General features: G+C 44.5%; 14 protein-coding genes and 2 tRNA genes. 6 read left to right on the plus strand and 10 right to left on the minus strand.

The window, feature by feature from the left end:
* Positions 1 to 78: 78 nt before the first annotated feature.
* Entirely contained in the window at positions 79 to 1,242 is a 1,164-nt protein-coding gene (locus JMX63_RS11030; RefSeq protein WP_201572364.1) for a M20 aminoacylase family protein, read from the minus strand.
* Positions 1,243 to 1,814: 572 nt separating this feature from the next.
* Between JMX63_RS11030 and JMX63_RS11035 the strand changes: the two genes are divergently transcribed.
* Positions 1,815 to 2,534, plus strand: coding sequence for a hypothetical protein (locus tag JMX63_RS11035; protein WP_201572365.1), 720 nt, complete (start codon positions 1,815 to 1,817; stop codon positions 2,532 to 2,534).
* Positions 2,535 to 2,629: 95 nt separating this feature from the next.
* On the opposite strand, the gene JMX63_RS11040 is transcribed toward JMX63_RS11035, so the two are convergent.
* The 8 genes from JMX63_RS11040 to rsmH form a co-directional block, all read right to left on the minus strand.
* Entirely contained in the window at positions 2,630 to 2,926 is a 297-nt protein-coding gene (locus JMX63_RS11040; RefSeq protein ID WP_201572366.1) for a hypothetical protein, read from the minus strand.
* A gap of 433 nt (positions 2,927 to 3,359) precedes the next feature.
* A complete protein-coding gene (locus JMX63_RS11045) occupies positions 3,360 to 4,307 on the minus strand; it encodes a putative RNA methyltransferase (protein WP_201572395.1) in 948 nt (315 codons plus the stop codon).
* 135 nt (positions 4,308 to 4,442) lie between these two features.
* Positions 4,443 to 5,561, minus strand: coding sequence for a phospho-N-acetylmuramoyl-pentapeptide-transferase (mraY, locus tag JMX63_RS11050; protein ID WP_201572367.1), 1,119 nt, complete (start codon positions 5,559 to 5,561; stop codon positions 4,443 to 4,445).
* A gap of 3 nt (positions 5,562 to 5,564) precedes the next feature.
* On the minus strand, positions 5,565 to 7,010 hold the full coding sequence (locus JMX63_RS11055; RefSeq protein WP_201572368.1) for a UDP-N-acetylmuramoyl-tripeptide--D-alanyl-D-alanine ligase: 1,446 nt from the start codon (positions 7,008 to 7,010) through the stop codon (positions 5,565 to 5,567).
* An 82-nt stretch (positions 7,011 to 7,092) separates the two neighbouring features.
* On the minus strand, positions 7,093 to 8,805 hold the full coding sequence (locus tag JMX63_RS11060) for a UDP-N-acetylmuramoyl-L-alanyl-D-glutamate--2,6-diaminopimelate ligase (RefSeq protein ID WP_201572369.1): 1,713 nt from the start codon (positions 8,803 to 8,805) through the stop codon (positions 7,093 to 7,095).
* A 66-nt stretch (positions 8,806 to 8,871) separates the two neighbouring features.
* Positions 8,872 to 10,962, minus strand: a complete 2,091-nt coding sequence (locus JMX63_RS11065) for a peptidoglycan D,D-transpeptidase FtsI family protein (RefSeq protein WP_201572370.1) — start codon at positions 10,960 to 10,962, stop codon at positions 8,872 to 8,874.
* A complete protein-coding gene (ftsL, locus tag JMX63_RS11070; protein WP_057762053.1) occupies positions 10,959 to 11,441 on the minus strand; it encodes a cell division protein FtsL in 483 nt (160 codons plus the stop codon). The genes JMX63_RS11065 and ftsL overlap by 4 nt, the downstream gene beginning before the upstream one ends.
* Positions 11,442 to 11,870: 429 nt before the next feature.
* Complete coding sequence (rsmH, locus tag JMX63_RS11075) at positions 11,871 to 12,920, minus strand: 16S rRNA (cytosine(1402)-N(4))-methyltransferase RsmH (RefSeq protein WP_201572397.1); 1,050 nt, start codon at positions 12,918 to 12,920, stop codon at positions 11,871 to 11,873.
* A 349-nt stretch (positions 12,921 to 13,269) separates the two neighbouring features.
* On the opposite strand from rsmH, the gene gltX reads away from it, so the two are divergent.
* The 5 genes from gltX to JMX63_RS11100 all read left to right on the plus strand — a co-directional run bounded on the left by gltX (position 13,270) and on the right by JMX63_RS11100 (position 16,688).
* A complete protein-coding gene (gltX, locus tag JMX63_RS11080) occupies positions 13,270 to 14,796 on the plus strand; it encodes a glutamate--tRNA ligase (protein WP_201572399.1) in 1,527 nt (508 codons plus the stop codon).
* A 158-nt stretch (positions 14,797 to 14,954) separates the two neighbouring features.
* The gene (locus JMX63_RS11085; RefSeq protein ID WP_101205977.1) at positions 14,955 to 15,320 is read left to right on the plus strand and encodes a hypothetical protein; all 366 of its coding nucleotides are present in this window, start codon (positions 14,955 to 14,957) and stop codon (positions 15,318 to 15,320) included.
* Between the two features lie 122 nt (positions 15,321 to 15,442).
* A tRNA-Ala gene (locus tag JMX63_RS11090) sits at positions 15,443 to 15,518 on the plus strand.
* 148 nt (positions 15,519 to 15,666) lie between these two features.
* Positions 15,667 to 15,742, plus strand: a tRNA-Glu gene (locus JMX63_RS11095).
* A gap of 292 nt (positions 15,743 to 16,034) precedes the next feature.
* A complete protein-coding gene (locus JMX63_RS11100) occupies positions 16,035 to 16,688 on the plus strand; it encodes a LysE family translocator (protein ID WP_201572371.1) in 654 nt (217 codons plus the stop codon).
* A 100-nt stretch (positions 16,689 to 16,788) separates the two neighbouring features.
* Here JMX63_RS11100 and acnA read toward each other — a convergent pair whose 3' ends face one another.
* Positions 16,789 to 19,626 (minus strand): aconitate hydratase, encoded by a 2,838-nt coding sequence (gene acnA, locus JMX63_RS11105; RefSeq protein WP_201572372.1) that lies wholly within the window; start codon positions 19,624 to 19,626, stop codon positions 16,789 to 16,791.
* Positions 19,627 to 19,755: the final 129 nt, after the last annotated feature.

Raw genomic sequence — 19,755 nt, forward strand, 5'->3', positions numbered from 1 at the left:
ATGAATTCCCTTTGAGTATGATGATGACTCTATTGATTGAACTTGGTCTGTTGAGTTTTATCTGTCGATAATAAAATTCTATTCAGCGTTCTTTGGTAACTCTGACTCAACCAAAGAAACCCATACTTTGATACCTGTCTCGATAGCATCATCATTGAAGTCATAAGAGGCATTATGCAGCGGCTTAGAAGGTGTGCTGCCATCAACGCCCAACCAAAAATAGGCGCCTTTAACTACCTGACTCATAAATGAGAAATCTTCAGAAGCCATAGAAGGTTCTACATCAGTATTGACTTTATCAGCGCCCAACGCTTTAGTAGCCGCTTCTTTAATCTCAAGGTAAGCCTGACTGTCATTGGTCGTTACTGGATAACGAATATGGTAGTCCATCTCGCCTTTGACACCATATAAAGGCGGCAGAGTGGCGACCATTTCTGTGAGCATCTCTTGCATAGATTGGCGCACATCCATATCAAAGCTACGAACCGTGCCTTTTAAGATGGCAACATCTGGAATCACGTTGGTGGTATCGCCGCTGTTCATTTGCGTCACGCTGATAACGCCAGACTGCAATGGCGAGACGCGGCGAGAGATAATAGATTGAATATTGGTGATTAGTGCAGCACCTGCGGCTATAGGGTCAGCACCCAAATGCGGCATGGCAGCATGCGTGCCTTTACCCGTCAATGTAATCACAAAAGTATCAAAAGAGGCCATCATAGGCCCATTGTTTACAGCGATTTCTCCTACTGGCAGCCCAGGCCAATTATGCAAACCATATACAGCGTCCATCGGAAATTTATCAAATAAGCCATCATCAATCATGGCTTTGGCGCCGCCTAACACTTCCTCTGCAGGCTGAAAAATAAAGTGAATGGTGCCACTAAACTCTTTATGCTGGCTTAAGTATTTTGCGGTCCCTAACAGAACAGAGGTATGACCATCGTGACCACAGGCGTGCATGCAGTTTGCGTGGGTAGACTTGTGTTCAACGTCGTTTTGTTCTGCGATTGGCAACGCGTCAATATCGGCTCTTATACCGATAGTAGGGCCTGCACCGTATTTCAAAGTGCCAACCACACCAGTGCCACCCAAGCCTTGATGAACTTCAATACCAAAAGACTGTAATTTATTTACGATAAATGAAGAGGTCTTAAATTCTTTGAATCCAAGCTCAGGCTGGCTATGGATCTGTTTGCGCCATTGTTTGACTTCATCTAATAATGCTTCATTAACTGACATTTATTTTTCCCTTTGAAAGTATGTATTGATATACCGACGTTGGCATTGATACGCGCTATCAACTTTTGGACAGCGAAAAACCATCTAATCTTTTTGCACTTTTTTATTTTTACCAAATAAATAAGCCACTTAAAGTGGCTTATTTATGACGTACTAGAGATATATGTTCTTGGATAGCTATTGTAACCTATTTTCACGCATTCGAATAAAGCCGAGTCGTATTATCAAGCTTCGTCTTTATCTCTTTTTGAATAGATTTTTTACAGTAGTGCAGATTATAAGAATTTTTTCAGTCGTATTTGGCCGTATAAAACTGCCTTTAAATGAGTAGATACTCTATTACTATTTATTTTATTATCAGCTTAATTTTATTCCTAGACCCTTATACGAAAAGGCTTTGAGTTTTTCTGTGGCGCTTAATCTAGCTTTGCATCTATATTTACCATCATTGCTATACCGTACAGAAATGTAATAACAATAGGGTCTCTGATACTCGGCAGATGCCATTGTCCAAAAATTGGATTATAGTAGATATCGGTAGTATTTATTTAAATAAACTAAAGGATACAATAATGAAAACACTAGGAATGTGTATCGTAGCAGGACTCGGATTGAGTGCTTGCGCTACTGGCATAGGCGGCATGGCAACAGGTAATACCAATCAAAATAACAGCTCTGCTAACTTTGTCACTCAATATCCAGTTGAGACTGCCCTACTCAATATCTATACCAAACAACGTAGTGAAAAACTGGTAGCTACTGTCGGCGGCCAAAACGTAGCCGCAGATATTCAAATCACCCCTAAAGGCAGCATGCGCTTTAATAATAAAATGGTACAAGGCGCAGAAGTCAGCACAATCAACACAGTGAATCAGCAGATTACGGATCAATCAGTCGCTATCAATTACTTTACGCTAAATCCATTGATGTTCCATGGTTTTACGGATAGTACGGGTGAGTATTCAGTCGCTAACCAAACGACGAATATCCCTAAGATAGCTACGGTGGGCGACTCAAGTCAGCTCATCACTGAAAATGTATATGCTGACAGTAGTATGCGTCAGAAAACCGCTACTTATAAGCAGGACTGGTCGCTCACACAAGATACAAATAACACGGCGTGGCTCTGTATAGAAACCTCAGGCAATCTACTTTTGACTTCTGATGCTGCAGGTAGGTCCTCAGAATGCTATAAAATCAATGCTAAAGGCGATGTTTTGAGTAGTAAAGTCACACTTACTCAGCCTAATAAAAGCGGCACACCCAAATCAATGACGTTTATCAGTCAGTAGCATTTGCTCAATTAGTAACGATCAATAGCGTCATACAAAAACAAAAAAAATAGCGCCTCATTAAGGCGCTATTTTTGGATGGTAAAATCGTGTTTTTACGAGCGACGATCATGGTTATTTTTATCATGACCGTTTTTGTCGTGGCTGTTTTTAGCATGGGCATTTTTGGCTATTGCTTTGTGCTTAGCAGCCACTACGTTCGCTTTGTGATGTGACTTTGCTGCCTTAGCTTTGGCATACTTATAATTATTACTCGCTTTATTGCTGCTGTGCTTTTGTTGCTGTGTTTGAGCTGAATGATGCTTATCAAAATTAGGTGCAGCATTGGCTTGACCCACCATCGACAAACAAGCAGTAGCGGCTAAAATCGAACTAACTAGTATCTTTTTCATCATTTTATTCCTTTGAATTCATATTTAGAGTAGTTATAGATAATTCACTTAGTGTTAAATGAACTATCGTGATAAAGCTTTACTCTATCGACAAAGAGAAGGATAAATGATTCTAGTATTAAGTAGATTTATGAAACTTGAAGAAAGGTTGCGATTGTTACGAGGGCATGCGCGATCAAAGGCATATTAGGTATTGGCGTAATGTTTGGTTAAATGACAGCGTATTTACGCTTTATCGGTAAGCATCGTAAACAGGATATTTATAAAAACGCGAATGACTAGCTGATTAATGAAAAATGCAAATACGGAGGCGGTTAAGCTAAACTCTCTATATCGACCTTTCTGCTATTCGAAAAACCTAACTCATTAGAAGTTAATGGCTAATGTTTAAAGCGAACATAGCAATACTCCAGACTGCTATGCTCTAAATATGCTAAACAGACGTTTTCTGCAAAATATAAACCACAAACTTTGCCTCTGTGCTAAATGCTACTGTTTCTACGGCTGCCAGTAGCGCTTGTCTTTTTTCGCTGCGAGCACGATAAGCGTAAGGTGTCATCGTCATCAAATCAGCCAAATCCTCTGCGGATAACGTCAGCTCTGTACTGACACGGCAGGTCTCAACCAACGTAAAATATGGTGCCAATTCTTGCAAAAATTTATCAGAGTCATGCTCACGCACATCATCAAATAGCGCATCACGCATCGTTGCCAAATGCCCGACATCAGGTTTGGCAATAACCAGATAGCCATTATCCATCAATACATTATCAAATGCCTCGGGCAAAATAGGGCTAAAGATACTACTAATCCCCGTCACACTGTGTGGGTGTAATGGTAAATGTGCAGCACTGGTCACTAATGGGTAGACCGCTGTCGTCTTGGTAGTATTTTCTTGGCACGGCTGATACCATAGACGACCTGATAGTTTACTAACCTTAGCCAGCTCAACCACTGCAGGCTTACTGATGTCAGCGGCTATCAGCGTATCTATAACCTTCGATCCCATTTGTGCCATTGCCTGCGTGTAGTAGCCTTCTCCGCAGCCAATATCAAGCCAATTGACCGTCTTGCTATCTTGCTTATCTATTAACTCATCGTTAGACAATAACTCTGTCATTTTTTGACTAATTAGGTTTTGGAGCGGTGCGTAGTGCCCATGATTCAAAAACCGTTTACGCGCATCGATAGATTCTTGACTATCCCCAGGTGCTTTGGACTTTTTTTGTTGTACTGGCAGCAGGTTGACATAGCCTTGACGCGCCACATCAAAGGGATGTGAGGTTTGTTTGGGGTGCAAACTACCATCACAGCGCCAAGTATCTGCGGCTGGCTGTAGTGGTGACTGGCAAAGTGGACAAATAAATAACGGCACGGGCATCTCAAAGTGATAGCAATATGCTTCGCATTTTAACAAAATTCATCTGCCTTGAGCGACAAAAAACCGTCTCAATCATGATTGAAACGGCTTTTTGGAGTTATGCAAATATCTATATAGATATTCGACTGCTATAGCTTAACGTAGCTTTAGCGTCATTAGCCCAAGGATGACAAGAATAATGGCAATAATCCAAAATCTAGCTACCACTTGCGTTTCTTTCCAGCCAATTTCCTCAAAATGATGATGCAGCGGTGCCATACGGAAGACGCGTTTTTTGCGCAGTTTGTACGAGCCAACTTGCAACATCACTGATAGCGCTTCTGCGACAAACAAACCACCCATAATCGCAAAGGCAATCTCTTGACGGGTCATCACGGCGATAGTACCTAGCATTGCACCTAGTGCTAGCGCGCCAACGTCACCCATAAAGACTTGTGCTGGATGCGCGTTGAACCATAAGAAGCCAAGACCTGCTCCGATCATTGAGCCACAAACGATGATGACTTCGGAGTTGTAAGGAATATAAGGCACATGCAAGTAATCAGCAAAGCGTACATCGCCTGATACATAGGCCATCGCGCCCAAACCTGCAGCGACGAGAACGACTGGCAAAATTGCCAAACCATCCAAACCATCGGTTAGATTGACTGCGTTAGAAGCACCATTAATCACAAAGTAGGTAAAGATGATGAAGCCAATACCAAATGGCACCGCTGAAAATGGAATCATCCAGTCTTTGAATACTGGCAATAGCAGATCCTGCATCTCACGCGTGGTGTTGATATCGGGTTGTAGCGTGGCGATATAGTACAAAGAAACACCGACAAATAGCGCGCCCATAGATAGCCAAAAATACTTTTTGCGAGCGATTAAGCCTTTTGGATCTTTGTACTTAATTTTTAGCCAATCATCAGCCCAACCTACGGCGCCGAAGATAACCATAACCACGAGCAAAATCCAAACATAGGGATTGTTCAATCGTGCCCACAGTAGCGTCGATATACCAATCGCACTTAGGATCAATACCCCGCCCATGGTTGGCGTACCAGTCTTAGCCAAATGCGATTGAGGCCCATCATTACGAATGGCCTGACCATATTTGAGTGAACGCAAGTGCCGAATGACACGGCCACCAAACATCATGCTAAATACAAGGGCGGTAACAACTGCAAGCAATGCTCGTAGCGTCAACGAAGAAACCGCAGAAAACGGCGTATAATACTGGCCAAGCCAGCCAAACAACCAAACTAACACCGCCTACTCCTCTACTAGCGCATGAATAAGTGTTTCCATTCCCATGGAACGAGAGCCTTTGAACAACACAGTACAAGGCTTAGCTTGTTGCGCTTGCAAATATGGCTGTAAATACTGTAATAAACTATCTTTGTTGGCAAAGGCATGCGCACTGATATCAGACACTTCTTGCGCACCCGCAACGGTATAAGGGGCATATTCACCAACACAAAGCAGCACGTTGATACCTGTGGTCGCGATAGTACGGCCCAAGCTCTGATGCTCACTAATAGCCGCCTCTCCTAGCTCACCGATATCGCCCAGTACCATGACCTGCGTACCTGTTTGCGCAGCCAATACTTTGGCGGCAGCACGTACTGAATGCGGGTTGGCATTATAAGTGTCATCAATGAGACGATGCATACCAAGTATCTGGCTATTCAGACGACCTTTAGCAGGACGCGCATTTTCGAGCCCAACCACAATGTCGCTTACCTCAATATTTAGCGCATGCGCACAGGCAGCAGCAGCCAAGGCATTATTGACATTGTGTTCACCTGCCAATGGCAAGTTGATATCATGGACTTGGTTACCGATATGTAGCTTAAATTCGCTACGCTCAGGCTCTACGTCTAGATGGCTTGCGCTTACATCCGTATTACCAAAGCCAATCACATGCGAGGTGTGCTTTTCAGCGATACGACGTAGCTGATTGGTAAAATCATCCTTATCAGGAACAATCGCAAACTGCGCGTCTGTCAATGTATGGTAAATCTCTGCTTTGGTCTGGCAAATACCTTCACGGCTACCGAACTCACCCAAATGCGCTGTACCGATGTTTAAGATACAGGCCACATCAGGCTGAACGATTTCAGTCGTATAAGCAATCTCGCCAATATGGTTTGCGCCTAGCTCTAAAATAGCATAACGATGATGGTCTGATAGCTCAAGCAACATCATTGGTACACCCAAATCGTTATTAAGGTTACCACGAGTGATCAAGGTCGGTGCCAATCTACCAAAAATACTGCCAAGCATTTCTTTGCAAGTGGTCTTGCCGCTAGAGCCCGTAATAGCAATCACGGTTAAATCTGTATGCTGCTGACGACGATACGCTGCCAATTGACCTAGTGCCAAACGAGTATCGCTGACCACCAGTTGCGGAATAGCATTTGGGCTAGACAACGAGATAGGACGCGAGACGACAGCGGCAACAGCGCCTTTTGATATTGCTGTCTCGATATAATCGTGACCATCAAAATTATCGCCGCTTAGCGCCAAAAATATATCGCCTGGCTTTATCGTACGGGTATCGGTGGCTATACGTTTACTGGACAAGGCAGTCTGCTCTGAATGGCCTTGTGGTAGTTGCCAATGCCCATCGAGCGACGTGGTCGCTGCGAGCAGATTGTCCATTTGCCAGACATAGAGCCCTTGCGACTGGGCAGTATTATCGGTGTCGGCTGTCATAATGATTACCTTATATGATGACTACTTAATTTTTATATTTAATGATCAATTTTTACTAATACATGTACCGAGAGCCAATCAACTACACACGGCCAGCTTGATTTAATGCCTGCTGCAAAACAACACTGTCATCGAAATCATAGCGAACGTTGTTAATCTCTTGATAGGTTTCGTGACCTTTGCCTGCGATGACCACGATATCATCCACACCTGAGTGACTAACTGCATATTCAATAGCGGTTTGGCGGGCAGGCTCGATATGGGTTCGTTGATATTGCTCAGCGGTCATACCAGCCTGCATATCTTGCAAAATCATATTAGGATCTTCGGTACGTGGATTATCCGCAGTCAAAACAACTTGATCAGCACATGCCAGACCTGCTTGCGCCATCAACGGTCGCTTGCCTGCATCGCGATCTCCGCCGCAACCAAATACTGCCCATAGCTGACCTTTACAGTGGGTTTTTAAACTTGCTAGCACTTGGCTTAGCGCATCTGGGGTATGCGCATAATCAACGATAAAGCAGCCATCATTTGACGGTACACGCTGCATACGCCCAACCGCACCTTGCAACTGTGCAACAGCAGGCACAATACGCTCGATATTCATAGCCAAGTCAACATCAAGTGCTACGACAGCTGCTATCGCTGCGAGCAAATTGGCTACATTGAAGCGACCTAATAGTGGACTAACAACCTCTATGTTGTCAGCTTTCTCATCGCCAAAATCAGTACGCAGTTTTATTTTGACGCCTTGCAGACTTGGTGTAATATCAGCAGCAACGAAAGTCGCAGTTTTTGATGAATCCAAACTGTATGTCCATACCGTCAAACCGCTATCATTTGCCATATCTAACATAACCTGAGCATACTCATCATCGATATTGATAATGGCATGGGTCAAATCTGGGAAATGAGCTTTATCAAACAGCTTTGCTTTGGCAGCGGCATATTCTGCCATATCGGCATGATAGTCTAAATGGTCACGACTCAAATTGGTGTAAATCGCTACAGTGACTGGCATACCTTGTAGACGTTGCTGGTCCAACCCGTGAGAGCTGGCCTCTAATGCTAATACTTCTGCTTGCTCTGTTCCCATCTGATATAGGAACTGCTGGACAGCTAACGCATCGCCCGTGGTATGGCTGGCTTGCACCAGAGCGCCAAGTCTACCATTACCTGCCGTACCCATCACTGCACTACTCTGACCCATCAATTGAGTAAGCTGTGCTACTAATTGACTGATGGTTGTTTTACCATTCGTACCAGTCACCGCAACCACGGTCGGTAGAGTCACTTGCTGCTGATATTGAAGGCGTGCTTGAATTAAGCTACCTAAAAAGTCGCGGATATTAGAAACGTATAATACATGGCATGATAATGCTGCTAGTTGCTGCATACTAGCGATACTATCTGTCTGCGGTTCACTACTGGCATTTGAGGAATTTTTTGCTTCGCTAAGCAAAATACTAGGATCAATTTCTGAGAGAATAAACGCAGCTTGTTCAGCGGCTTGTAGTAGATAATGGCGACTTTTTTGAGGGTTGGCTGCTTGACTTTTTAACAGGACAAATACGTCATTCGCTTCTAATTGGCGATTGTCCAAGCGAAACTGTTGAAACGGAATATGGGCGATAGACTGGGATTGATCTGAACCTACTTGATTGGATGACTCCTGAATCGATGCTGCTATCATCACTATAAGCTGCTCAGCCATTTTTTGCTGCTGGCTTTTATTGGCATCTATAAGCTGTTGTAAAGTAACAGTAGCGCTATCTAGCGATGATATAGTCATAGATAAATCCTAAACAGTTAAAACGTGTCAGCTCAGTAGAACTGGACATTTAAAATAATTGAACGCTTACTGCGCTTCCGTTTTTAGTGGCTTATCCAAAGGCACATTATACAATCGTAATGCTTCTTTCATCACATTATGGAAGACAGGTGCGACCGTTAGACCAGCATAAATCTGACCGCGCGGGTCTTCGATAAGCATTACGCCCACCAGCTTTGGATTGGATGCAGGTGCCATACCAGCAAAGACGTTACGATACTGATCCGTATAGTAACCACCGTCTGGATTGATACGGCGTGACGTACCTGTCTTACCTGCCACGCGATACCCGTCAATGGCAGCAGCTTTAGCCGTACCACCAGGCTCAGTCACGCTCTCAAGCATCTGTACAATCGACATTGCTTGCTCATGTGCCATAATGCGTTTGCTTGGCTGCGACTTATCATCTTTAATTAAAGTTAATGGATGCATGACTCCACCTGCTGCTAGGGCTGAATACGCCTGTGCAACCTGTGCCAATGTCACTTGCAGACCATAACCATAACTAACCGTCGCACGGCGCGAGGTTTCTTTCTCTTTTGGCGTAACAATCAGACCGCTGCCCTCACCTGGGAACTGCAAAGGCGTTTTTGAGCCAAAGCCAAACTGTCGTTGCATATTGCTAATAGCATCGGCTGGCAGTGATAGCGCAATCTTGGTAGAGGCAACGTTACTGGATTTCTGTAATAGCGTGGCCATGTTAATCATGCCCAGGTTGTTATGATCTCGAATGGTATAGCCACGTACGCGAATCGAACCAGGATTGGTATCAATTAAAGTTGTTGGCGTATATTTACCCGAGTCTAGCGCTGCCGCCACGGTAAACGGTTTCATCACCGAACCTGGCTCAAACACGTCTAACAGTGCGCGGTTACGCTGATTTTCACCTGTCATCTCGTTAAGGTTGTTCGAGTTAAACGATGGCCATGTCGATAACGCCAACACTTCACCAGTTTGCACATCAACGATAATACCCGTTGACCAACGTGCTTTTTGCAAACGCCCAGCCTTTTCTAGCTCTTTATACAGCAAATACTGTAAACGTGAATCAATCGTCAACGCCACATCTTTACCGGGTACTTCTGGCTCGATTTGTTTGATTTCTTTTAGGCTGTTTTGTTTGGCGTCTTTTAGAACCAGTACTTTCCCATCATCACCTGCTAGATCTTTTTCATACTGACGCTCAATACCAGCACGGCCTTCGTAACCGCCTTCAGGATCTTTGGCATTTTGACCCATAAAGCCTAGCAGCTGTGCGTTAGACTGTGGCTGCGGGTAATAACGCTGAAAGAAATTCTTTTCGTAGACGCCAGGGAAATCAAGCGAGCTGACGCTTTGGGCAATCTCAGGCGTGACCTTATTAAGTAGTGGCAAATAGTGTGAGCCCGCGCCAGATGGTAAAGCAGCTTTTACCGCTTTCTCATCGGTCACATCGATACTGTCATCAATAGCAGTGACTTTCTTTAGTTCATCGACCGAGATATTGGCAGCAGCAGCTAGCTTGGTCAGGTCCATGTTATCCAGACGCTTTTGCATACGCGCCTGTAATTGGGGACTGCTAGGATTGGTAATGATAATGCGCTTTAGCTCGTAATATTCACGCGAATAATCATGCGGACTAAACGAAACCGTTGCGAGCGGTGCACTGACCGCAAGCGGTAGATTATTACGGTCGGTAATCATACCGCGATAAGACTTTTGGGTACGCTCACTGGTAATGAGCTCATTGCCTTTGTCTTGATAGAACTGTGCGTTAGCAACCTGAATATAATAGGCGCGGCTAATCAATAGCGCTAATATGACCAGCGCTAGACCCCAGACCATACGAAAACGGTTTTTGTCTTGTTCGAAACCACCGAGAGCTGACGCACCTGACGCTTTGCTCGAAAAAACCATTTTACTTTTACGATTTTTTACACTGGTATAAGCGCCTTGGGTGTCACTTTTTTTGATGCGACCAAACAATTTGGCCTTACGATTGCTTGCAGCTTTATCAGGCTTACTGCTCGTCTGACCAGATTTAGCAGCACTGGCTCGGCGGAGAGGTTTGGTTACCTTGCCGCTGGCTGGTTTCTTGCTAGTGTTCTTTGCGGTGGATTTAGGCTTTTTCTCACTCATTGTCCTGCCTCCGTCGCTGGTTCTTCAGGAGAGATGTCGGTAGAGGCACGTGGCCCAATAACATCAGACATATCTTCATCTGAGTCTTCCGTAACCACTGGCACCAATGCAGTAGCGACACCAGGCTGGATAATCAGCTTATCCTTTAATGTTGGCGAATACATACCCAATTCAGCAACCGCTCGACTGGCAATCTGCGGTGTGGCGCTAAAGGTTTGCTGCTCAATCAATAGACGCTGATGCTCTACTTGTAGCTTACGTTCTTGTTTTTTCATGTCTTGCAAGGTTTTGTAGTCCTGATGATATTGCTGAACTTCTTCGGCAGTTTTGATACCACTCCATACAATCGTGGCTGCCAATAGCAGTAGCACGACCACATAAATGCTCACCACATTAAACCGGCGCACGAACAGCTCGCCGACATCGGTATTATAAGGTGTAGCAGTGCGGCGATTCGCAGGTTTGTCAGATATTGCCATGACGATCTCAAAAAGGTGAACGTAAACGATAGAGTAGATAACGGATTGCGAAAGATAAACGTGTCATTATTCGGTCATACCATTGATAAATATAAAACTAAAGACACTTATAAGTGTAAAAACCAAACCTAAAAAAACGAATATAAAAATCACATCCGATAGCTAATATATTTAGGAGCCATAAGTCATCACAACTCATGGCTATCAATATGTCATACCACAACCAAACACGTTGCATGGCTATACTACATATAAATCTGTGCAACTATCATGCAGATAAAAACCAACTACTGAGCCTAACAGACAATATTTACAGATTTTTAACAGTGGCGTAGCCATTAGGACATTTGCGCATCATTTAGACAAATATTAGCAATCTTAGACAACTTCCTAATCATACTCAGATATAACTTGCGGCGTCATGTTGTTCTATGATGTTGTTGTCTGCTCATAAGCTGTGTCAGTACGCGTTGCCATACGCAGCCATGCACTACGCGCGCGCGGGTTCTGACTCGTCTCAGCTTTGCTTGGGCCAACACGTTTTGGTTTGCTAAAATAGCGCGGACGATTCGGCGGCATTGGCAGGTTTTCGTCTTCTGGATACTGCCCTTTGCTATGTCGCTGCAAAAACTGCTTGATACGGCGATCTTCTAATGAGTGAAAACTAATGACCGCAAGCTGCCCACCTGACTTTAAGATAGGAATGCTTTGCGCTAAAAAGTCGTCAACATCGCCCAGCTCATTATTAATAAAGATACGCATGGCCTGAAAGCTTTGCGTCGCTGGATGTTTACCGCGTTGCCAGTTGGGATGAGCTACCTTGATGACTTCTGCCAATTCAAGCGTAGACTCGTAGCTCTCCATCTGTTTGATAGCACGAGCAATACGGCGACTGTGACGCTCTTCGCCAAACTCATAAAGCACATTGGCCAACGTTTCATCATCGACTTTTTCAAGCCATTCGGCAACTGACTGGCCACGGCTGGTGTCCATACGCATGTCTACTGCCCCATCGCGCATAAAGCTAAAGCCGCGACTACCATCATCAATCTGTGGTGATGAAATACCCAAATCCGCCATCAAGCCGTCCACTTGCGTAATACCCATAGCAGCTAAACTATCAGTCAACGTTGCAAAGCTGTCATGAACCACACGCACACGGCTGTCTTTACTTGCCAACTCTTGCGCCACGCTAATGGCTGTCGGATCTTTGTCAAAGACAATCAGTGTTGCGTCATCGGCGAGTTGACTTAGTAGCAGTCGACTATGGCCGCCACGACCAAAGGTCGCATCAACATAGATACCACTTATATTTAAGCTATTTTGGTCGCCTTCTGTTTGCTTGGGCAAGGACTTCACACCTAGTACTGCTGCGACGGTCTCTTGCAGCAGCACCGCATCATGGACGAAACTCAATTCATCAGACGTGATATTGTCCTTATGACGGGTGTGAGTAACATCCAGATCGACATCTTGCATAGACGCATCCTTTACAGCAGGAGGACTAGACACTGACTCAGAGAGATCAGCGGCGGCAGAAGGACTGGCTTTCGATTTTGGCTTAGACTTTGATAGGGACACAAACAACTCAATAGATGACGACCGTACTGGCCAGTAATTAGATGAAAATAAACAAGTTATGACTTGCTTAGCATTATTATCGCAAGGATACACCTGTAGTCAAGCACTAGAAGGGCTTTTCATTAAAAATATCACATGTCTCTGTTATACTAGCGCTATATTTTACGCTATTTCTTAACATCGACTTCATATCTTTCATCGCTATTTATACTAATAGCTTATATCGATAGCAAACTTTGAGACTTTTATCATGCAAACCTCTACTGACAGCAAGCGTCCTGTGCGCACGCGTATCGCCCCATCACCAACTGGCTTCCCACACGTAGGTACTGCCTATATTGCCCTATTTAACTTGGCTTTTGCCAAAGCGCATGGCGGCGAATTCATCTTACGTATCGAAGACACTGATCAGACTCGCTCGACTGAGCAATCAGAACAAATGATTTTGGACGCCTTACGCTGGGTTGGTCTGGATTGGAGCGAGGGCCCAGATATTGGTGGCCCACACGCCCCTTATCGTCAGAGCGAGCGTAGCGATATCTACAGAAGACACGCCGAGATACTCATAGAAAAAGACCATGCGTTCCGCTGTTTTTGTACGAGTGAAGAGTTGGATGCTATGCGCGCTGAACAAATGGCCAATGGCGAGACCCCTCGTTATGATGGTCGCTGTGCCCATCTTGCACCAGAAAAAACCGAGCAATTGATAAGCGAGGGCAAACCGCACGTGATTCGTATGCGTGTACCGACCGAAGGCACTTGTCAGGTACAAGACATGCTACGTGGCACCGTTGAGTTCCCTTGGACTCAAGTCGATATGCAAGTACTGCTAAAAACAGACGGCATGCCAACGTATCATCTCGCCAACGTCGTCGATGACCATTTGATGGAAATCACTCATGTGATGCGCGGTGAAGAGTGGCTGAACTCTGCGCCTAAGCATCAATTGCTTTATGATTATTTTGGTTGGGAAATGCCGACCCTTTGCCATATGCCGCTGCTGCGTAACCCTGACAAATCAAAACTGTCTAAGCGTAAAAACCCAACGTCTATCACCTACTATCGTGATGCAGGCGTGTTACCTGAAGCATTACTCAATTATCTGGGTCGCATGGGCTACTCAATGCCTGATGAAGCTGAAAAATTCACCTTAGATGAGATGATTGCCAGATTTGATATTCAGCGTGTCTCGCTTGGCGGTCCTATTTTTGATATCGAAAAACTCAACTGGGTAAATAGCGAATGGCTACGTGCGCTTAGCCCTGAAGAGCTAAAGAATAAAATCCTTGAGTGGGCCAGCAACAGTGACAAACTGACTGCTATCGCAGCGGCGATTCAGCCACGTATCGAGCTATTGTCTGATGCCGTTAATTGGGGTGGTTTCTACTTCCAAAACCTACCTGACATCAATGCTGAGAGCTTCACTCATAAATCACTCGCCCCTGAGCAAATTATCGAGATGCTGCAATTAGCGCTTTGGCAATTAGAAGTCTTGCCAACGTGGTCAGAAGAAAACATTTATGCCACGCTAAAAGGTCTTGCAGCTCACCTTGATATTAAGATGCGTGACTTTATGGCGCCATTCTTTATCGCTATCGCTGGTAGCACCTCATCGACGCCAGTCATGAACTCTATGGCGATTATCGGTGCTGATATGACCTTGACTCGATTGCGTCATGCGGTTGACGTACTGGGTGGCCTCGGTAAAAAGAAACTGAAGAAGTTAGAGAAACAAGCGGCAGAATTGCCAGATTTTTTGGCTGCTGCTGAGTAGTTCAGAAGCTGAATAACTTATCTACTAGACAGTTAACTAGCTAAACTTGTCGAATGTAAAAGGGTCAGGCCATCTCTGACCCTTTTTTTGTTGTTAATAAGTACTACTACTCTCAGAATATAAAAATCTCTTACTCAATATTTTAATTGGAAATAAACATGGCCGCCAAAACCGTCACGATAGAAAGCAAAGATTATGTCTTTAACACGCTAAAAGAAGCACAGAAATATTATGATGCCATCGTAAAAGAGCTGTTTGACGCAACTTTGACCCTGACCAAGGGCCAAGACTTCGAAGATTTAAAATGGATATACAGCACTTACTGCGGTTACACTAAGCATAATCTAGATAAATTGGGCGAATATGACATCATTGGCGTCAAAGGCATAAGAACGATCCGAGAAAAAGGCGGCCAATATATGCCAACTGAATGCTGTGCGATTATTTTTTCTGATGGCAGCGAAGAAGAGTTTTATACCGATAAAGCCATCAAAGAGATCGCACTTAAGCAAAATCCACGCTAATTTGGGCTTGCTGAGCCTTTAAAATAGGCTAAATCACTTTTTTTTGCATATTTATGCATTATTTTTAAAATAGTTGTTGACAAGACTGCCACTCTTACATAAAATACGCACACTCTTAGCGAGGGGCTATAGCTCAGTTGGTAGAGCACTTGCATGGCATGCAAGGGGTCAACGGTTCGACTCCGTTTAGCTCCACCATACTTATTTATAGCAACGCTCAGTATTACTGAAACGTAATAATAAATACTCGCTAGTAGGACGATATCAGCACCTAGGCAATGCTTATTTACTAAGCTATCTGATATTGTGAAGTACCGTTGTAACCACTGGTTATAACACTCTATGCGTCCCCATCGTCTAGAGGCCTAGGACACCGCCCTTTCACGGCGGTAACGGGGGTTCGAATCCCCCTGGGGACGCCACTATTCGGCGTCACTTATTAGCACTTTTGCTTAGCATCAGGTTAGACTAATAAGCGAACAATAAAAAAGCCCAGTCATCATATGGTGACTGGGCTTTTTTATGTCTGTCGTTTCTCAACGTCCTCTATTCTGTTGTCGTTAGCTTATTATTAATAGTTGCTAGCTTACTGCTGATAGCGCTATTGCCAACTTATCTAATACTCGTTAACATCGACCTGATAAGCGTATTTATAAAGTGCAGCCACATACTATAAATGATGGGGCTTAGCGTGATTAAAGGGAAGTGATTGCGATGTTTGGTATTGAGAATTATCTAGGGTTTATCTTGGCGGCGATTTTGTTAAACCTAACGCCAGGTACGGATAGCATGTACATTATCACCCGTAGTATTTCACAGGGGCAAACAGCAGGGTTTTATTCTGTTCTTGGCATTACTTCGGGTATTTTGGTACACACCCTATTGGCGGCGCTAGGATTGTCCGTATTGCTTGCCAATTCCCCTACTGCTTTTATGATTGTCAAATATATTGGGGCCAGCTATTTGTGTTATTTAGGCTTTAAAATGCTGACGAGCAAAAGCTCTAACTCAATCACGAACCATTTATCCAAAGATCAGGACGTGACTAGCCAAAAGGCTGTAGATGGTTGGCAAATATATAAGCAAGGTGTGTTGACCAATACTTTTAACCCAAAAGTCGCTTTATTCTTCTTGGCGTTCTTCCCTCAGTTTATCGACGCTAGTTATGCTTATGGCATGCTGTCATTTTTGATGTTGGGACTGACTTTTGCCACCACAGGCTTTATATGGTGCTTATGTTTGGCGATGTTGGCGTCAAAGTTCAGCAAAAAACTAAGAGAGAATCCAAAAATTGAATCCATGATGAATAAAATAAGTGGTGTCGTATTTATGGGGCTAGGAATTAAGTTATTGACTGAAAAGGCTTAAAAAGTAAAGTAACAAGAAGAAAAAACGTCTTCCATAGAAAAGCCCAATCCCCTACTTTGACGGAGATTGGGCTTTTTGTCATACCAAGTCTAATACATCATTAGCCAGCTTCTTTGCTCTCAGCTGCCAGTTGACGTAGTACATAGTGCAATACGCCACCATGACGCACATATTCGCGCTCTTTTGGCGTTTGTAGACCGACATTTACCTCAAAGGTTTCTGCCGATCCGTCAGCACGCGTAGCCGTAACCGTGGCTGTTTTACTCTCACCATTATCTAGACCTGTGATGCTCAGCACTTCAGAACCATCTAGTTTGTATGTTTCTGCATTTTGACCGTCTTTAAACGTTAATGGCAACACGCCCATACCGACAAGATTCGAGCGGTGAATACGCTCAAACGAGCTGGTCAATACCGCTTTTACGCCTAGCAAGATAGTACCTTTGGCTGCCCAATCACGGCTCGAACCAGAACCATACTCTGCCCCGCCCAGTACCACTAGCGGACGCTTATCTTCTTTATACTTCATCGCTGCATTATAGATAGGCATTTCTTCGCCATCTTGTAGCGTAGCGCTGTCGTCCTTGAAGTAGTAGGTATAGCCGCCTTCTTTACCGCCCATCATGGTGTTTTTGATACGGATATTGGCAAAGGTACCACGAGTCATGACTGCATCGTTACCACGGCGTGAGCCATAGCTATTGAAGTCTGCTTCCATTACACCGCGCTCTTGCAAGTACTTACCTGCTGGTGAGTCTGGATCGATATTACCTGCTGGTGAAATATGATCGGTGGTGATCGAGTCACCAAACAGACCTAGGATACGCGCGCCTTCGATATCAGGAATACCTTCTGGCTCCATGGTCATACCATCAAAGAACGGTGGGTTTTTAATATAGGTCGACCCTTCATCCCATGGATATAGTTGGCTATCCGCTGAACTAATTGCGTTCCACGCTGCACTACCGTCAAATACTTCGCCATAGTTCTTGCGGAACATATCAGCATCGATATTGTTGGCAATTAACTCGTTAATTTCTTCTGAAGTTGGCCAGATGTCTTTTAGGAATACATCGTTGCCATCTTGGTCTTGGCCTAGTGGATGAGTAGTCAGATCGATATCGACTGTACCTGCTAGCGCATAAGCAACGACCAACGGTGGTGATGCTAAATAACTGGCTTTGACATGCGAGTGAATACGACCTTCAAAGTTACGGTTACCAGACAGTACCGCTGCCGCGACTAAGTCGTTTTCTTCAATGCCTTTTTCGATCTCTTCTGATAATGGCCCTGAGTTACCGATACAAGTCGTACAACCATACCCTACTAAGTAGAAGCCCGTTTTTTCTAGCTCATCCATTAGATGGGTTTTTTCTAAATAATCGGTGACCACTTTAGAACCCGGTGCGAGTGATGTCTTGACCCAAGGTTTGGCTTTAAGCCCTTTAGCAGCAGCTTTTTTGGCCACTAGACCTGCACCAATCATTACCGCTGGATTGGAAGTATTGGTACAAGAAGTAATGGCGGCAATAACTACCGACCCGTCTCGTAACTTGTGTTGTTTGTCATCGATGCTGACATTTGAGAAGACATTGTTGGCTGGCGCATAACCTGCATTGTCATCACTGGTATCAACTTCGATATTTGGCTCAGCCGCTAAGTGTTCAGCTTGCTCTTGCTCGCCACCTTCTTGATCAAAGCGTACTTTGCCTTCTACTTCTGACTTACGATCTTTGGTCATTTTTTCTAGCGTTTCGCCAAACTTCTCATGCATATCAGACAAATTGATACGCTGCTGTGGCAAGTTTGGACCAGCAAGTGCTGGCTGTACTGACGATAGATCTAATTCTAGCTTGCTCGAATAAGTCGCCGCTGGTGTATCGGCATCGTGCCATAAGCCTTGCGCCTTAGCATATTTTTCAACCAACTCAATCTGTTCTTCTTCACGGCCTGATAGACGCAGGTAATCAATCGCCATTTGGTCAATTGGGAAAATACCACAAGTCGCACCGTATTCTGGTGACATGTTGGCAATGGTAGCGCGGTCCGCTAGCGGCATACTGTGTAAGCCTTCGCCATAAAACTCGACGAACTTACCTACCACACCATGTGCACGCAACATCTCAACCACACGTAATACCAAATCGGTCGCCGTGACGCCTTCGGTTAGCTTACCTTTTAGCTCAAAACCGACCACTTGTGGAATCAGCATCGAAGACGGTTGACCTAGCATCGCAGCTTCAGCTTCGATACCGCCCACACCCCAACCAAGTACGCCAATACCATTAATCATCGTGGTATGGCTATCTGTACCAAATACTGTATCTGGATAAGCTATCAGCTCGCCATCGACGTCTGCTGCCATTACCACACGGGCTAAATACTCAAGGTTAACCTGATGCACGATACCTGTCGCTGGCGGTACCACGACGAAATTTTCAAAGGCTTGTTTGCCCCAATGCAAAAACTCATAGCGCTCATTGTTACGCTTAAATTCAATCTTTTCGTTCAAATCTAGCGCATCTTCGCGACCATAAGCATCGACCTGTACAGAGTGATCGACGACCAGCTCACTAGGGATAAACGGATTGATCTGCTCAGCCTTTCCGCCAAGCTCGACCACTGCATCACGCATCGCGGCCAAATCGACTACTGATGGTACACCAGTGAAATCTTGCAATACCACACGAGCTGGCATAAAGGCGATTTCTTTTGACGCCTCAGCCCCTGCATCCCAATTAGCAACCGCTTCAATATGGTTTTTGCCAACCGACTGACCGCCGTCTTCGTTACGTAATAGGTTTTCTAATACCACTTTCATACAAAATGGTAGTGTCTTGATATGCTCATAAGTTTCGGTCAGCTTTGGCAGGCTGTAGTAGGCATGCTCCTTGCCAGCAACCGAAAGGGTGTCTTTTACATCAAAAATATCACTCATGATAGCTTCCTTATCGTTGTTATAAATCCTGGACATAAATTATTATAAGTTTATGTATGACTGGTGGCTCAATAAATGATTGATCTGTCTTGGATCAGCAGAGCAGTTTCGCAAAACTGTCTAATATAA

The organism is Psychrobacter nivimaris (assembly GCF_904846365.1).
Classification (GTDB): Bacteria; Pseudomonadota; Gammaproteobacteria; order Pseudomonadales; family Moraxellaceae; genus Psychrobacter; species Psychrobacter nivimaris_B.

Excerpts from the sequence above, each read along its gene's own strand:
- JMX63_RS11060 (WP_201572369.1), bottom strand. The coding sequence starts at position 8,805 with ATGACTATATCATCGCTAGATAGCGCTACTGTTACTTTACAACAGCTT.
- rsmH (WP_201572397.1), bottom strand. The coding sequence starts at position 12,920 with ATGCAAGATGTCGATCTGGATGTTACTCACACCCGTCATAAGGACAAT.
- JMX63_RS11055 (WP_201572368.1), bottom strand. The coding sequence starts at position 7,010 with ATGACAGCCGACACCGATAATACTGCCCAGTCGCAAGGGCTCTATGTC.
- JMX63_RS11085 (WP_101205977.1), top strand. The coding sequence starts at position 14,955 with ATGGCCGCCAAAACCGTCACGATAGAAAGCAAAGATTATGTCTTTAAC.
- JMX63_RS11065 (WP_201572370.1), bottom strand. The coding sequence starts at position 10,962 with ATGAGTGAGAAAAAGCCTAAATCCACCGCAAAGAACACTAGCAAGAAA.
- JMX63_RS11030 (WP_201572364.1), bottom strand. The coding sequence starts at position 1,242 with ATGTCAGTTAATGAAGCATTATTAGATGAAGTCAAACAATGGCGCAAA.
- JMX63_RS11040 (WP_201572366.1), bottom strand. The coding sequence starts at position 2,926 with ATGAAAAAGATACTAGTTAGTTCGATTTTAGCCGCTACTGCTTGTTTG.
- JMX63_RS11100 (WP_201572371.1), top strand. The coding sequence starts at position 16,035 with ATGTTTGGTATTGAGAATTATCTAGGGTTTATCTTGGCGGCGATTTTG.
- ftsL (WP_057762053.1), bottom strand. The coding sequence starts at position 11,441 with ATGGCAATATCTGACAAACCTGCGAATCGCCGCACTGCTACACCTTAT.
- JMX63_RS11035 (WP_201572365.1), top strand. The coding sequence starts at position 1,815 with ATGAAAACACTAGGAATGTGTATCGTAGCAGGACTCGGATTGAGTGCT.
- acnA (WP_201572372.1), bottom strand. The coding sequence starts at position 19,626 with ATGAGTGATATTTTTGATGTAAAAGACACCCTTTCGGTTGCTGGCAAG.
- JMX63_RS11045 (WP_201572395.1), bottom strand. The coding sequence starts at position 4,307 with ATGCCCGTGCCGTTATTTATTTGTCCACTTTGCCAGTCACCACTACAG.